Origin of the sequence: Clostridium sp. MSJ-8 (genome assembly GCF_018918325.1) — a bacterium.
Classification (GTDB): domain Bacteria; phylum Bacillota; class Clostridia; order Clostridiales; family Clostridiaceae; genus Clostridium.
In genome coordinates this window covers 11440-28102 of record NZ_JAHLQH010000050.1, presented here as the reverse complement: position 1 = coordinate 28102, position 16663 = coordinate 11440, and the positions used below count along the sequence as shown (strand labels likewise).

Here is a 16663-nt window from a genome sequence, read left to right as displayed (position 1 = left end):
TTATTTATCACCTTTTGCTGCTTTCATTTTTGCTTGTACAACTGTTGGAAGACCAAATAAGTTTATGAAACCAGCAGCATCCTTTTGGTCATAAACAGCATCTTCACCAAATGTAGCATATTCTTCACTATATAATGAATATGGAGAAGTAGTACCTGCGTTAACCATGTTTCCTTTGTATAATTTAAGTTTAACATCACCAGTTACAGTCTTTTGAGTTTCATCAACAAATGCTGATAATGCTTCTCTTAATGGAGAATACCATAAACCGTTGTATACTATATCAGCAAATTTTAATGCAACTTGTTGTTTGTAGTGGAAAGTTTCTTTGTCTAAACATAATTCTTCTAATGATCTATGTGCATAGTAAAGAATTGTTCCACCTGGAGTTTCATACACACCTCTTGACTTCATACCAACAAGTCTGTTTTCTACCATATCTATAATACCTATAGCATTTTCTCCACCTATTTTATTTAATTCTTCGATTAATTTAACTCCGTCCATTTTAACACCATTTAATGCTACTGGAATTCCTTTATCAAATGATAGAGTGATGTAAGTAGCTTTGTCTGGAGCAGCTTCTAATGTTTTAGATAATTCTAATATCTTTGCATAATCTGGTTCATTAGCTGGGTCTTCAAGATCTAAACCTTCATGACTTAAATGCCATAAATTCATATCTTTACTATAGTTTGTTTCATAGCTAATTTTTATTGGAACTTTTCTATCTAAAGCATATTTGATTTCTTCTTCTCTAGATTTAATTTCCCATTCTCTCCATGGTGCTATTATTTTCATTTCAGGTGCAAATGCTTTTATAGCTAATTCAAATCTTACTTGGTCATTTCCTTTTCCAGTACAACCATGACATATAGCATTAGCTCCTTCTTTTCTTGCTATTTCTACCATTCTCTTAGCAATAATTGGTCTAGCAAATGAAGTTCCTAATAAATATTTTCCTTCATATACTGCATCTGCTTTTAGTGTTGGGAATATATAATCATTAACGAATTCTTCAGTTAAATCTTCTATATATATTTTAGAAGCACCAGATTTTAAAGCTCTTTCTTCAAGACCTGCAAGTTCTGATTTTTGTCCAACGTTACCAGCAACTGCAATAACTTCACATCCATAATTTTCTTTTAACCAAGGGATTATAACTGAAGTATCTAATCCTCCTGAGTATGCTAAAACAACTTTATTAATTTTTTCCATAACAATAAGCTCCTCTCGTCACTACCTTAAATTTCTAACTGAATACAATTATACAACCAAGTGAATAATTATGCAACACTATGAATAAAAATCTGTGTAAAAAAATTATGTGATTTTATTTTGGCAATAAGTGGCTTAACAACAGGTAAGTATTTAATTTATAAATGAATTTGAGATTATAAAAATGTTATTTTTTTTATATACAATAAATGTTGCTAATTATTAATTATATAAATTTGAAATGAATAAAAAGTTCAGTTAGGGGAATAATAAAAAATGTAAGTTTTAATTATTTTGGAGGTGTTTTATTATGACACAATTGAATTGTGGTGTGGATAATTGTGCATATAACAAGAAGAATTTATGTTTCTTAGATAATATTCAAGTAGGTGGAGAAGAAGCTATTAGAAGTACAGGAACTTGCTGTAATAGCTTTATAGAACAAACAGAAGGAGCTTTTATTAATTCTAATTCTGAACCATCACTAGAATCAGAGATAGGATGCAATGCTGAGAATTGTACTTACAATGATAATTGTCATTGTCATGCTAGCAGTATACACATATGTGGAGATTGTGCTAGTGATAATAGAGATACTTGTTGTGATACCTTTAAGTGCAAGTGTGATTAATAATAATAGGTTGTAATGTTAGAATAGTAGCATTACAACCTATATTATTATATAAATATTTCTAAAATATGTTTTTGATATGTACGCTGTTTAGGTCGTTTATATCTTTTGTATATTTTTTTAGTAGATAAGCAGCTGTTAATGAATTAGACTTATCTTCAGAGGTTAAATAAGTTGAGAGTCTAAGAGCCTCTATATTAATAATATCATAGTCATTATGGTTTATATATACTGACGCAATAAGGTCAGAATTATCTAGTTGATTAATTACTTCTGTGGTTTGTGTATATGCTTCTGTGTAGTTGTCATCTTTAATGTATTCTATTATTTCATTACATTGTTTATCAATATTATTGCATAAATTATTGAATCTACAATCAGAATATATGATGAAACTTAATAAAATTAAGAATAATGAACAAGATGTTATAGTTGTTTTCATATTATAGCCTACTTTCTTATAATATAGTGAAGGAATGCTAGATTCTATTTATCATTTGTGAATAATTGATATTTAAATTCGCCCTTAGTGTTAAATAATCCAATCATAACATCACTAGGAGAGGATATGTTGTGATTATGTAATAAGGTATTAAGCCATTTAGTATCTTTATTCATATAATCTAGTTCTCTTGTAATAACTACACCATCTGAAATGATTATTCTAGGAAGTTTAACATGAGCATTAGAATTATCACGTGGTAATACAGAGATCTTGCCATTAGTTTCTAGTATGGCATATTCAATATTATCAATGTCAAAATAATCTAATAATCTAAGCTCTTCAAATAACTCATCTATATTGATCTGTTGATTCTTCAATGCGGCATAGTTTAGTTTTCCGTTATGTATAAGTATAGTTGGTTCTCCATCTATTATTCTGCGCAAGCAATGAAACTTAAGTTGAATCTTGGTAAGGAAGAGCTTAAGCATAAGCAATGTTACAATAGGAACAATACCTAATAATAGTGGAAATCTAGTATCCTGCATAGGTAGTGACGCTAAGTCTGATATCATCATAGTTATAACAAGTTCATAAGGTTCTAGTTCGCCTATCTGTCTCTTGCCCATAAGTCTCATTACAAATACAACCACTAAATAAAGTATAGCGGTCCTAATAAAAACAATTAACAAAAAAATCACCTCTTATTAATAGGATTTCCTGTTAATATGTTAAATATTCATTAATTATTAAATTGAGCTTTATCATATAGAGTAGATATTGTATATAATATTAGATAGTAGATAAAAATAGACTGACAAGAATGGAGAAGTTAATATGAACAAATTAAAGATATTTGTTGATAATACAGAGATTCTAGTGGAAAAAGGTACTTCATTTAAAGAAGTTTTAGATAATATAAGACATGATGATGAAGTTATATTGTGTAAATTTAATGGAGATACTTATGAATTAAGTGATAAAATTTTAGAAGAAGGAGAAATAACTAGAATATATGCAGAATCAGAATTAGGATGGAAAGTGTATTCTAGAACACTTCAATTTATATTTATAACAGCAGCTTTAGAGATTTTTCCTGATGCTAAGATAAAGATAGAACATTCTATATCGAAAGGTACATTTGGTGAAATTATTAAAGATAATTTTATTAATGATGCTGAAATAGCAAAAATTAAAAAGAAAATGCAAGAAATAATAGATAAGGACTTGCCTATAAAGAAGGTTGTTAAGAAGAAAGAAGAAGCAATAGAAATATTTAAAAATTATAATATGCAAGATAAGGTGGAATTGCTTGATCAAGTTGATTTAGATATAGTAAAGTTATATGAATTAGAAGGAAGATATGATTATTTCTATGGAAATATGGCATATTCAACAGGAATAATAAAAGCATTTGATTTGATAAGATATGCACATGGATTTGTACTAAGAAATCCTACAGAACAAGATATTCATGTACTTCCAGAGTTTAAAGAACAGAGAAGTTTAGCTAACATATTTTATGAAACAGAGGAATGGCTTAATATACTTGGTATTGGAGAAGTTGCAAGTTTAAATAAAAAAATCATAAACAATAAACAGAAGGAGATAATACTTATATCAGAAGCTTTGCATGAAAAAAAGATAGCTTATATAGCTGATGATATTGTAAGTAAGGAACAAGCAAAGGTTATATTAATAGCAGGACCTTCTTCATCTGGAAAAACTACATTTGCAAATAGACTTGGAATTCAACTTAGAGTTAATGGGTTAATACCTATAAGAATTTCATTAGATGATTATTTCTTAGAGAGAGACAAGACACCAAGAGATGAAAATGGTAATTATGATTTTGAAAGTATAGATGCCATTGACCTAGAAACATTTAATTATGATTTGAAGCAATTATTAAAAGGTGAAGAAGTGGAAATACCATCTTTTAATTTTAAGACAGGCAAAAGGGAAATGGTAGGTCATAAAGTTAAATTGCCTCAAAATGGAGTAGTTGTAATAGAAGGAATACATGGACTTAATCCAATATTAACATCAGAGATACCTAAGGAAAATAAATATAAAATATATATATCAGCATTAACTCAACTAAATCTAGATAATCATAATAGAATTGCAACTACAGATGTTAGAAAAATCAGAAGAATAGTGAGAGATTATTTGTCTAGAGGATATGGTGCAGAAGATACATTGAAGATGTGGCCATCTATAAAAAGAGGTGAAAAGAGGAATATATTTGTATTCCAAGAAGAAGCAGATGTTATGTTTAACTCTACATTAGTATATGAATTAAGTGTGCTTAAGCCTTATGCAGTAAAACAATTAGAAAAGATATCAAAGGATAGTTCTGTTTATGACGAAGCAATAAGACTTATATCATTTCTGAATTTTTTTAAAGAAATAAAAATGGAAGAGGTATTAGAAAATTCTATATTGAGGGAGTTTATAGGAGGAAGTTGTTTCTATAATTATTAAATTTTTTGATTATTAATAGTGAAGTAAAAGGATATTCATATTTTATGTATATAATGAAATATGAATATTACAACATTTGTAAAAAAATGTTGTGAGGATGTATAAATAGATATATAATTATTATGCATAATATGTAAGTAGATACTAAAAGGGGGCAAAAGACGTGCAAGCTAAAGAATATACCTGTAGAAAACATTTAAGAAAACCAATAATGACATTAGGTTATTGTTTTGCTTATATTACTTCAGCATTTTTGATATTTGGTGCAATAAGTAATTTGACATTAAAACATTCAGATAGAGTAGAGTTTAATGAAAATTATTGGATAATTGGTGTTTTATTTTTAGCCTGTATTGCACTTGTGGGTGTTATTTTATTTAAAACTATTTTTAAAAAGTGTAAACATATAAGGATATTAGTTGATGATGAAAAACTAACATACAAATCAATTGGTGTTGAAAAGACTATTAGATATAGAGATATAAATCAAGTAGAGTTTGTTAAGAGGGTTTTTGGGAACAGGTATATATATATAAAGTCGGATAAAGAAGAAATAAAAATTAAATCTAATATTGAGAATATTGCTGTTTTTACAAAAGATTTTATAGAAAAATTATCGGATTTAAATAAAAATTCTTGTTATGATGAAAAGAGTATGGATGATTTTTATAAAAATGTAAGTTATAAAGATGATAGTTTTGAGAGACTGTATGAATTGCTTAGATTTGTTATGCCAATACTTGGAGTAGATGTAGTATTTTCATTTATTTTTTCTTTTATGGTAGATAATCAAAATATGAGAGCTATAATACTTTTAATATTATATTTATTCCCTATTATTACATTAGTAATTCTTGAAAGTATATTAGGAATAAAACATAAATTAGAAGTAAGAGACGAAAAATATGTCATAAGGATGCGTGATTATCAATATGAACATAGAGTATATGACGCTATTACTATTGTTTTGGTTATAGTAATTTTAACAGTATTAATATATTTATCAATAAAGTATTAGTGAAAATTTAATTAGATAAGTAAAAAAACAATGTTACTAGTTTGCGTGAATTAATATATCAGCTATATTTAGTAACATTGTTTTTTATATATAAGAAAGTGTAAAATTTAAATCTAAGGTTTTATAGTTGCCTTGACTATTATAAGTTTATGTATAGGAAAGACGTAAATATTTCTGTATATACAAACAATATCCATGATATACTATATGTGTAAAAAATATCAGGGGGAAATCTTTATGAAAATAAAGCTGTGTAGAAATGTAGGAGAGAAATTACTGTATTTTGTATGGAATATTTTGTTGGTAGCATGTATAGAAGTTTTGTTTAATGAAATAGCCATAATAACGAGTTATGGACATACTGCTATATTTGTTATTGTAGGAATTGTTGAATATTTATTATTAGCGGTATTTCCTTGTAAATACGATAAGTCTAAAAAACTTAAAATATTATATAAAGGATATAGAGTCCTAGAATTAATTATATGGGCTATAACAATATCAATATTTATAGGAATATATCAAATATTTAACGTGAATTATAGTACTATTACTAAAGTTGCGATTATGGTGTATATGTGTGCAATAGCATTTTCGTTATTAGTAATTGCAACAATAAGAATTGTTATATCTTCAAGACAAGTTAGTGTGGTTGATAAATTTATAATTATATTTTTGTGGTGGGTGCCGCTATTGAATATAATTATGCTTAAAAAAATATGTAAAAAAGCAAAAAGAGAAATGATTGTAGAGAATGATAAGATATTACTTGATGAAGCAAGGGCTGAAAATGAGATATGTGCAACAAAATATCCTATAATATTAGTACATGGAGTATTCTTTAGAGATTGGCAATTAGTTAATTATTGGGGGAGAATTCCTGCTGAACTTATAAAAAATGGTGCAACTATATATTATGGAAAACAACAGTCAGCAAATTCTGTAGAAGATAGTGCAAAAGAATTAAAAGAAAATATACTTAAAATAATGGAAGAAAATAATTATGAAAAAGTTAATATAATTGCACACTCGAAGGGTGGATTAGATAGTCGTTATGCAATAAGTAAGCTAGGATTAGGAGATAAGGTGGCATCTTTAACTACAATAAACACACCACATAAAGGATGCAAGTGGGCTACAGCAATATTGAATAAAGTTTCAGATAATTTCGTTGAGTTTGTAGCTAAAAGGTATGAAAAGATCTTTACTGTATTAGGAGATACTAATCCTGATTTTAGAAAATCTGTTGAAGCACTTACTTATGAGGAATGTATTAAGAGAGACAAAGAAATGGAAGATTGTGAAGGAGTTTTATATCAATCTGTAATGTCTAAAATGAAGAAGGCAAGTAGCGCTTCTTTTCCATTAAATATACTATATTATGTGGTGAAAAAATATGATGGTGATAATGATGGACTAGTTGGTACATATTCAGCAGTACATGGCATTGATATGGGGATATTAGATAACAAACATAAGAGGGGAATCTCTCATGGAGATATGATTGACTTAAATAGAGAAAATATAGATGGATTTGATGTTAGAGAATTTTTTGTGAAGATAGTTAGTGAACTAAAGGAAAAGGGATTATAATATCATTAACACATTAGAAAAAATAGGAGGACATATGTTAAAAAATATTATATTTGATGTTGGAGATGTATTGTTAGAATATAGATGGAAAGACATGCTTTGTGATTATGGTCTTGAAGAGTCTGAAGCAGAGAGAGTTGGAAACCTTATGTTTAATGACGAGTTGTGGCATGTATTAGATCTTGGGATAAAGACAGATAGAGAAGTTATTGATGAGTATAAGAAGAAATATCCTAAAGATGCAGAAGTTATTGAGTGGTTTATTACTCATGGAGAATATATGCATGTACAAAGACCTGATGTTTGGTATAGAGTCCATTTGTTAAAGAAAAAAGGATATAAGATATATTTATTATCTAATTATTCTAAAAATTTATTTAACAAACATACTAGAGGAGCTACATTTTTAGATGAAATAGATGGTAAAGTAGTATCCTATGAAATAAATGTAGCCAAGCCTGATAAAGGTATATATATGTATTTACTTAATAAATATAGTCTTAATCCATCGGAATGTATCTTTTTTGATGATAGGTTAGAAAATATAAAAGCAGCAGAGGAATTAGGAATAAAATCTATACATGTTACATCAAAAGAAAAGCTTATAGAAGAGATTAATAAATTAATATAAAATAATTATTATGGTAAAAAAATAACTAGAAAAATAACCAAATATTATCCATTGACATTGAATATATGTCAAAGTATAATGAAAAAGCAAAAGTGCTTTCAGGCATTAAGATAGCATTAAATAGGTCTATTATGTAGACTTAAAATTATATTTTGGGCTTATGCATAACGTTAGGGTTGAGTTATGCATAAGTCTTTTTTTTTAACGTATAGGAAAGCACAAAATTCAAATTTGGAACAAAATCGCCAAGGTGACCATAGGACCTTAGGGCTTGACGATTATGATAGGTTCATAAACTTGTTTTGAGGTTTTGGTATGTCACTATTTTAATTTTTATTCCTTTTTTGGATAAAACTAATGGAACAATATATTAGTATTGTGGTAATATATATAATAGATTGTTTTCATGATTTTATGAAAGGAGGTAGTTCTCGAATCTATATTAAAGATTTGAAACTAGCATTATGGAAAAGAAAAAAAATATCTCAATGGCTGTAATTAAAAGACTTCCTAAATATCATAGATATTTAAGTGAATTGATGAAAAATGATGTAGATAGAATTTCATCAAAAGAATTAGGTGAGAAGATCGGTTTTACAGCATCTCAGATTAGACAAGATTTAAATTGTTTTGGGGATTTTGGACAACAGGGGTATGGATATAATGTAAGAGATTTATATTATCAGATAAGTACTATACTTGGAATAGATACAACTTATAACACAATTATAGTGGGAGCTGGAAATATAGGTCAAGCTATAGCAAATTATCGCTTTGATAGATTGGGAATAAATTTAACTGGAATCTTTGATTCTAATGAAGAACTTGAAGGAAAAGTTATAAAAGATGTTCCTATAAGAAAAATTAGCGAGATGGATAAACATATTAAAGAAACAGAAACAGATATAGCTATTATATGTGTGCCTAGAGGAAATGCTCAAAAGGTATGTGATAAAATGGTTGAGAATGGAATAAGAGCAATATGGAATTTTGCTCCTGTAGACTTAAATGTTCCAAGTAATGTAAAAGTAGAGAATGTTCATTTAAGTGAAAGTTTAATGACATTAATATATTTGTTACACACTGATAAAACTGAATAAAAAAAGTGTTTCTATTAACAGAAAATCTCATTTTGTGTTGCAAAAGGTGCTATAAAGCATTATAATCATATATAGAATGAATTATGGTAAAAGTTTATTTTTTTTATATGTCTTTGTTATATTATTAACAAATACCATATTCATTACTAAAAAATAAACCTTATATGTGAAAAGGGGGACGAAATTAAATGGAATTAAAGAATGTAATTCTTGAAAAAGAAGGTCATTTAGCTATTGTCACTATTAACAGACCTAAAGCATTAAATGCACTTAATTCAGAAACATTAAAAGACTTAAATGCAGTAGTTGATGATTTAGAGAAAGACAATAACATTTATGCAGTAATTTTAACTGGTGCTGGTGAAAAATCCTTTGTTGCAGGAGCAGATATTTCAGAAATGAAAGATCTAAATGAAGAACAAGGAAAAGAATTTGGTACTTTAGGTAATAAAGTATTCAGAAGAATAGAAACATTAAACAAACCAGTTATAGCAGCTGTTTCGGGATTTGCTCTAGGTGGAGGATGCGAGATTTCAATGGCATGTGACATAAGAATTGCATCAGATAAAGCAGTATTTGGACAACCAGAAGTAGGTTTAGGAATTACACCAGGATTTGGTGGAACTCAAAGATTAGCTAGAATAGTTGGTCTAGGAAAAGCTAAAGAAATGATCTACACAGCTCAAAATATAAAAGCTGATGAAGCTTATAGAATTGGATTAGTTAACAAAGTAGTTCCTTTAGAAGACTTAATGGATGAAGCTAAGAAGATGGCATCAAAGATAATAGCTAATGCTCCAGTAGCAGTTAGACTATGTAAAGATGCAATTGATAGAGGAATGCAAGTAAGTATAGATGAAGCTATCATGATAGAAGCTGAAGACTTCGGTAAATGCTTTGCAACTGAAGATCAAACAGAAGGAATGACAGCATTCTTAGAAAGAAGAAAAGAAAAGAACTTCCAAAACAAATAAAATTGTTTTTAATATATTAAGGAGGGAAATAATTAATGAATTTCGAATTAACTAGAGAACAACAATTAGTACAACAAATGGTTAGAGAATTCGCAGTAAATGAAGTTAAACCTCTTGCTGCTGAAATCGACGAGACAGAAAGATTTCCAATGGAAACAGTAGAAAAAATGGCTAAGCTAGGTATGATGGGAATACCTTTCTCATCTGAATATGGCGGATCTAACGGAGATGTGTTATCATACATAATCTCAGTTGAAGAATTATCAAAGGTATGTGCTACTACAGGAGTTATCCTTTCAGCTCATACATCATTATGTGCTTCAGTAATCAATGAACATGGTACTCCAGCACAAAAAGAAAAATATCTTCCAGATTTAGCTACAGGAAAGAAAATCGGTGCTTTCGGTTTAACTGAACCAGGTGCTGGTACAGATGCAGCTGGACAACAAACAACTGCAGTATTAGATGAAAGTGGAGAAAACTACATCTTAAATGGTTCAAAGATATTCATAACAAATGGTGGAGTTGCTGATACTTTCATAATATTTGCTATGACTGATAAGAGCCAAGGAACTAGAGGAATATCTGCATTTATAGTAGAAAAATCATTCCCTGGATTCTCAGTAGGAAACTTAGAAAACAAGATGGGTATTAGAGCATCTTCAACAACTGAATTAATAATGGAAGATTGCGTAGTTCCTAAGGAAAACTTAATTGGAAAATTAGGAAAAGGATTCCCAATAGCTATGAAGACTCTAGATGGAGGAAGAATAGGTATAGCTGCTCAAGCTTTAGGTATTGCTGAAGGTGCATTCGATGAATGTGTTCAATATATGAAAGAAAGAAAACAATTCGGTAGACCATTATCTGCATTCCAAGGATTACAATGGTACATTGCTGAAATGGACGTTAAGATCCAAGCTGCTAAACATTTAGTATACAAAGCTGCATGTTTAAAACAAGCTGGTAAGCCATACTCAGTAGATGCTGCTAGAGCTAAGTTATTTGCTGCAGAAGTTGCTATGGAAGTAACAACTAAGGCAGTACAAATCTTCGGTGGATATGGATACACTAAAGAATATCCAATGGAAAGAATGATGAGAGATGCTAAGATAACTGAAATCTACGAAGGAACTTCAGAAGTTCAAAAGATGGTTATCGCAGGAAGCATTTTAAGATAGGAGGACTTTATAGATGAATATAGTAGTTTGTGTAAAACAAGTTCCAGATACAACAGCTGTAAAAATAGACCCTAAAACTGGTACTCTAATAAGAGATGGTGTTCCATCAATAATGAACCCAGAAGATAAGCACGCATTAGAAGGTGCACTTCAATTAAAAGAACAAGTAGGCGGAAAAGTAACAGTAATCACAATGGGATTACCAATGGCTAAAGCTGTTTTAACTGAAGGATTATGTATGGGTGCTGATGAAGCTATATTATTAACAGATAGAGCATTAGGAGGAGCTGATACATTAGCAACTTCAAAAGCTTTAGCAGGAGTTATAGCTACATTAGATTATGATTTAGTATTTGCAGGAAGACAAGCTATCGATGGAGATACTGCACAAGTTGGACCAGAAATAGCAGAACATTTAGGAATTCCTCAAGTAACATATGTTCAAAATGTAAAAGTTGATGGAGATACATTAACTGTTAACAGAGCATTAGAAGATGGACATCAAGTAGTAGAAGTTAAGACTCCATGTCTATTAACTGCAATCGAAGAATTAAACGCACCAAGATATATGAGCGTTCCAAGAATATTCGCAACTAGCGATGATCAAATCAAAGTTATGAGTGCAGCTGATATAGATGTACCAGTAGAAGAATTAGGTCTTAAGGGATCTCCTACAAAGGTTAAGAAATCAATGACTAAAGAAGTTAAAGGTGCTGGCGAATTAGTTAAAGAAGGAGCTAAAGAATCAGTAGCTTACGTTTTAGGAAAATTAAAAGAGAAACACTACATCTAAGATAATAGGAGGTTTATAAGAATGAATATAGCAGATTACAAAGGCGTTTGGGTTTTTGCTGAACAAAGAGAAGGCGAATTACAAAAAGTATCTTTAGAACTACTTGGAGAAGGTAGAAAAGTTGCTGATAAATTAGGAGTAAAATTAACTGCTTTATTATTAGGTAATAATGTTGCAGGATTAGCAGATAAATTAGCTGCTCACGGAGCAGATGAAGTATTAGTTGCTGAAGATAAGAACTTAGAGCACTATACAACTGATGCATATGCAAAAGTTATTTGCGATTTAGCAAATGAAAAGAAACCAGGAATATTATTTATAGGAGCTACTTTCATTGGTAGAGATTTAGGACCAAGAGTTGCTGCTAGATTATCAACTGGTTTAACTGCTGACTGTACATCAATCGATGTTGAAGTAGAATCAGGAGATTTATTAGCTACTAGACCAGCATTTGGTGGTAACTTAATGGCAACAATAGCTTGTCCAGCTCATAGACCACAAATGGCTACAGTAAGACCAGGAGTATTTGCTGCAGTTGATACAGATGCATCTAAATGTAATATAGAAAAAGTAGCAGTTCAATTAGCTGATAGTGATGTAAGAACTAAAGTTGTTGAAACTGTAAAAACTAAAAAAGATATCATAGATATATCAGAAGCTAAAATAATAGTTGCAGGTGGTAGAGGAGTTGGATCTAAAGAAAACTTTGCTCTATTACAAGAATTAGCTGACGTTTTAGGCGGAGTTGTAGCTGGTTCAAGAGCTGCTGTAGAAAAAGGATGGATAGAAAATGCTTACCAAGTTGGACAAACTGGTAAAACTGTTAAACCATCTATCTATATAGCTGTTGGTATATCAGGAGCTATTCAACACGTAGCTGGTATGCAAGATTCAGATATGATAATAGCTGTTAACAAAGATGAAACAGCTCCAATCATGAAAGTTGCTGATTACGGTATAGTAGGTGACTTAAAGAAAGTTGTACCTGAATTAATAGCACAAGCTAAAGCAATGGTTACTGCTGAATAATAGTAGATTGACTTAATTAATCAGTGTTTCAATATAATATTGTATACTATGTTGAAACCTGATTTTTTCTATAATTTTATAAATTAAAAATAATAAAAGGTGGGATTTTTAATGGCAAAAGTATTCGTACTTGGAGCTGGAACAATGGGTGCTGGAATAGTTCAAGCATTCGCACAAGCTGGAAATGATGTTATAGTTAGAGATATCAAAGATGAATTCGTACAAAGAGGAATCTCTGGAATTCAAAAAGGATTAGAAAAAAGAGTTGCAAGAGGAAAGATGAGCGAAGAAGATAAAGACGCTATACTTTCAAGAATATCAGGAACTACTGATATGCAATTAGCTGCTGACTGTGACTTAGTTGTAGAAGCTGCAGTAGAAAACATGAAAATAAAGAAAGAAATATTTGCTGAATTAGATACAATCTGTAAACCAGATACTATCTTAGCTTCAAATACTTCTTCATTATCAATAACAGAAGTTGCTTCAGCTACAAAGAGAGCTGATAAGGTTATAGGAATGCACTTCTTTAACCCAGCACCAGTTATGAAACTAGTAGAAGTTATAAGAGGAGCTGCTACTTCTCAAGAAACTTTTGATGCTGTAAAAGCTATGTCAGAACAAATCGGAAAAACTCCAGTAGAAGTTGCTGAAGCTCCAGGATTTGTTGTTAATAGAATATTAATTCCAATGATTAATGAAGCTGCTTGTATCCTTCAAGAAGGTGTAGCAACTGCTCAAGATATCGACAATGCTATGATGTTAGGTGCTAATCACCCAATGGGACCTTTAGCATTAGGAGATTTAGTTGGATTAGACATCGTTGTTGCTATAATGGATGTATTATACAATGAAACAGGTGATAACAAGTATAGATGTTGTACACTATTAAGAAAATATGTTAGAGCTGGATGGTTAGGAAGAAAGACTGGAAAAGGATTCTACGATTATTCTAAATAGAAATTAACTTGTAATTTTGAGCCTTTCAAAAAATTATTTTTTGAAAGGTTCTTTTTTAGCATAATAACAATGATATTGATATAAAATGATTTGTCAACATTATATATTGTATTGTATAATAAAAAGTATGTTAATTAAAATTAATTAATATCAATTAATTGGGGGGAAGCAAAGTGTATAAAATTACTAAGAAGAAAATATTGTCTGATAATATTTACTTAATGGACGTAGAAGCACCTAGAGTTGCTAAGTCAGCTCATCCAGGTCAATTCGTAATAGTAAAGACAGACGATAAAGGAGAAAGAATTCCTTTAACAATATGTGATTATGATGCTGAAAAGGGAACTGTAACTATTGTTTTCCAAACAGTAGGAGCATCTACAACATTAATGGCTGATTTACAAGAAGGAGATTATTTTGAAGATTTTGTTGGTCCATTAGGTCAACCTTCAGAATTAGTTCATGAATCAGATGAAGACTTAAAGAAGAAGAATATTTTATTTGTAGCAGGTGGAGTTGGTGCTGCACCAGTATATCCACAAGTAAAATGGTTAGCATCAAAAGATGCAAAGGCAGATGTTATTGTTGGGGCAAGAAGTGAAAACATTGCAATATTAAAAGATGAAATGAAAGAAGTTGCTGCAAATTATTATTTAGCAACTGATGATGGATCATCTGGATACAAGGGATTAGTTACAGACAAGCTAAGAGATCTTGTAGAAAAAGAAGGAAAAAAATATGATTTAGTAGTAGCTATTGGACCGATGATAATGATGAAGTTTGTATGTTTACTTACTAAGGAATTAAATATACCTACTATTGTTAGTTTAAATCCAATAATGGTAGACGGTACAGGTATGTGTGGTGCATGTAGAGTTACTGTTGGAGATGAAGTGAAGTTCGCTTGTGTTGATGGACCTGAATTCGATGGACACAAAGTAGATTTTAACCAAGCAATGATAAGACAAACTATGTATAAGACTGAAGAAGGAAGAGCTAAGCTTAAATTAGAAGAAGGCGACACACATCATGGTGGATGCGGACATTGCGGAGGTGACAAATAATGGATAGAATGAAGAGAATTCCAGTACGTGAACAAGCTCCAAAGGTAAGAGCTACTAATTTTGAAGAAGTATGTTTAGGATATAATGAAGAAGAAGCTAAAGCAGAAGCTTCAAGATGTTTAAATTGTAAAAATCCTAGATGCGTATCAAAATGTCCAGTAAGTATATCTATTCCTGATTTTATAGCACAAGTAAAAGAAGGTAATTTTGCTGAAGCTGCAAAGATTATATCAAAATCTTCAGCACTACCAGCTGTTTGTGGTAGAGTATGTCCTCAAGAAAATCAATGTGAAGGACAATGTGTATTAGGAATAAAAGGTGAAGCAATAGCTATAGGTAAGTTGGAAAGATTTGTAGCAGATTGGGCTAGAGAAAACAAAGTTGACTTATCAGAAACTGCACCAAAGAATGGCAAGAAAGTTGCTGTTATAGGTAGTGGTCCTGCAGGTATTGCATGTGCTGGTGACTTGGCAAAGCTTGGATATGATGTTACAGTTTTTGAAGCATTACATGAAGCTGGTGGAGTTTTAGTTTATGGTATTCCAGAATTTAGATTACCAAAGGAAAAAGTTGTTAAGAGTGAAGTAGAAAACCTTAAGAAATTAGGCGTTAAAATAGAAACAAATGTAATTATAGGAAGAACTATAACAATAGATGAATTATTTGATGATGAAGGATTCCAAGCTGTATTCATAGGTTCTGGTGCTGGTCTTCCAAGATTTATGGGAATTCCAGGAGAAAGTGCAAATGGAGTATTCTCAGCAAATGAATTCTTAACTAGAAACAACTTAATGAAAGCATTTAAGGATGATTATGCTACACCAATTAGAGAAGGTAAAAAAGTTGCTGTAGTTGGTGGAGGAAACGTTGCAATGGATGCTGCTAGAACAGCTTTAAGATTAGGTGCAGAAGTGCATATAGTTTATAGAAGAGGTGAAGCAGAGCTTCCAGCAAGAGCAGAAGAAGTACATCATGCAAAAGAAGAAGGAATAATATTTGATGTATTAACTAATCCAACTGAAATTCTTCAAGATGATAAGGGATGGGTTTCAGGAATGAAATGCGTTAAGATGGAATTAGGTGAACCAGATGCATCAGGTAGAAGAAAACCTATTGAAGTAGAAGGTTCAGAATTTGTTTTAGATGTTGATACTGTAATAATGTCACTTGGTACATCACCAAATCCATTAATACATTCAACAACTAAGGGATTAGATATTAATAATAGAAAATGTATAATAGCATCAGAAGAAACTGGATTAACTTCTAGAGAAGGAGTATTTGCTGGTGGAGATGCTGTAACAGGAGCTGCTACAGTAATCCTAGCAATGGGAGCTGGTAAGAAAGCTGCAGCTGGTATACATGAATATTTAAGCAACAAATAAGAATAATTAGTTAAGCAGTTTAAAGGTACCTAGAAATAGATCTAGGTACTTTTTTGTTAAGAAATATATTAAAATGTGTATGGATAAAATGTTGATAATTGTACAAAATAAATGTAGAATGTGTCAAGGTATGATATATTAAATATAAATATGCAAA

The 16663-nt window shown here is 30.4% G+C and carries 16 protein-coding genes; 13 read left to right on the top strand and 3 right to left on the bottom strand.

Annotated elements, in window-relative coordinates; translation table 11 throughout:
- A complete protein-coding gene (locus KQI77_RS11885; protein WP_216390655.1) occupies positions 1-1218 on the bottom strand; it encodes an argininosuccinate synthase in 1218 nt (405 codons plus the stop codon).
- A gap of 310 nt (positions 1219-1528) precedes the next feature.
- On the opposite strand from KQI77_RS11885, the gene KQI77_RS11880 reads away from it, so the two are divergent.
- Positions 1529-1849 (top strand): DUF1540 domain-containing protein, encoded by a 321-nt coding sequence (locus KQI77_RS11880; RefSeq protein WP_216390654.1) that lies wholly within the window; start codon positions 1529-1531, stop codon positions 1847-1849.
- Between the two features lie 61 nt (positions 1850-1910).
- Here the strand turns inward: KQI77_RS11880 and KQI77_RS11875 are convergent, their stop codons facing one another.
- Positions 1911-2291, bottom strand: a complete 381-nt coding sequence (locus KQI77_RS11875; protein ID WP_216390653.1) for a DUF4363 family protein — start codon at positions 2289-2291, stop codon at positions 1911-1913.
- Between the two features lie 44 nt (positions 2292-2335).
- Entirely contained in the window at positions 2336-2983 is a 648-nt protein-coding gene (locus KQI77_RS11870) for a DUF421 domain-containing protein (RefSeq protein WP_216390652.1), read from the bottom strand.
- A 145-nt stretch (positions 2984-3128) separates the two neighbouring features.
- Here KQI77_RS11870 and KQI77_RS11865 point away from each other — a divergent pair, with 145 nt between their 5' ends.
- The 12 genes from KQI77_RS11865 to gltA all read left to right on the top strand — a co-directional run bounded on the left by KQI77_RS11865 (position 3129) and on the right by gltA (position 16506).
- A complete protein-coding gene (locus tag KQI77_RS11865) occupies positions 3129-4778 on the top strand; it encodes a nucleoside kinase (protein ID WP_216390651.1) in 1650 nt (549 codons plus the stop codon).
- A 163-nt stretch (positions 4779-4941) separates the two neighbouring features.
- The gene (locus KQI77_RS11860; RefSeq protein WP_216390650.1) at positions 4942-5796 is read left to right on the top strand and encodes a hypothetical protein; all 855 of its coding nucleotides are present in this window, start codon (positions 4942-4944) and stop codon (positions 5794-5796) included.
- 237 nt (positions 5797-6033) lie between these two features.
- The gene (locus tag KQI77_RS11855; protein ID WP_216390649.1) at positions 6034-7389 is read left to right on the top strand and encodes a triacylglycerol lipase; all 1356 of its coding nucleotides are present in this window, start codon (positions 6034-6036) and stop codon (positions 7387-7389) included.
- A 34-nt stretch (positions 7390-7423) separates the two neighbouring features.
- Positions 7424-8020: an HAD family phosphatase gene (locus tag KQI77_RS11850; RefSeq protein ID WP_216390648.1), complete on the top strand. Its 597-nt coding sequence runs from the start codon at positions 7424-7426 to the stop codon at positions 8018-8020.
- 464 nt (positions 8021-8484) lie between these two features.
- On the top strand, positions 8485-9120 hold the full coding sequence (locus tag KQI77_RS11845) for a redox-sensing transcriptional repressor Rex (protein ID WP_216390647.1): 636 nt from the start codon (positions 8485-8487) through the stop codon (positions 9118-9120).
- Between the two features lie 188 nt (positions 9121-9308).
- Positions 9309-10094, top strand: coding sequence for a short-chain-enoyl-CoA hydratase (locus tag KQI77_RS11840; protein ID WP_216390646.1), 786 nt, complete (start codon positions 9309-9311; stop codon positions 10092-10094).
- 35 nt (positions 10095-10129) lie between these two features.
- The gene (locus KQI77_RS11835; RefSeq protein WP_216390645.1) at positions 10130-11275 is read left to right on the top strand and encodes an acyl-CoA dehydrogenase; all 1146 of its coding nucleotides are present in this window, start codon (positions 10130-10132) and stop codon (positions 11273-11275) included.
- 13 nt (positions 11276-11288) lie between these two features.
- Positions 11289-12068: an electron transfer flavoprotein subunit beta/FixA family protein gene (locus tag KQI77_RS11830; RefSeq protein ID WP_216390644.1), complete on the top strand. Its 780-nt coding sequence runs from the start codon at positions 11289-11291 to the stop codon at positions 12066-12068.
- A 21-nt stretch (positions 12069-12089) separates the two neighbouring features.
- Positions 12090-13097, top strand: coding sequence for an electron transfer flavoprotein subunit alpha/FixB family protein (locus tag KQI77_RS11825; RefSeq protein ID WP_216390643.1), 1008 nt, complete (start codon positions 12090-12092; stop codon positions 13095-13097).
- 111 nt (positions 13098-13208) lie between these two features.
- Positions 13209-14057: a 3-hydroxybutyryl-CoA dehydrogenase gene (locus KQI77_RS11820; RefSeq protein WP_216390642.1), complete on the top strand. Its 849-nt coding sequence runs from the start codon at positions 13209-13211 to the stop codon at positions 14055-14057.
- A gap of 173 nt (positions 14058-14230) precedes the next feature.
- A complete protein-coding gene (locus tag KQI77_RS11815) occupies positions 14231-15121 on the top strand; it encodes a sulfide/dihydroorotate dehydrogenase-like FAD/NAD-binding protein (RefSeq protein ID WP_216390641.1) in 891 nt (296 codons plus the stop codon).
- Complete coding sequence (gltA, locus tag KQI77_RS11810; protein WP_216390640.1) at positions 15121-16506, top strand: NADPH-dependent glutamate synthase; 1386 nt, start codon at positions 15121-15123, stop codon at positions 16504-16506. Before KQI77_RS11815 ends, gltA begins: the two co-directional genes overlap by 1 nt.
- Positions 16507-16663: the final 157 nt, after the last annotated feature.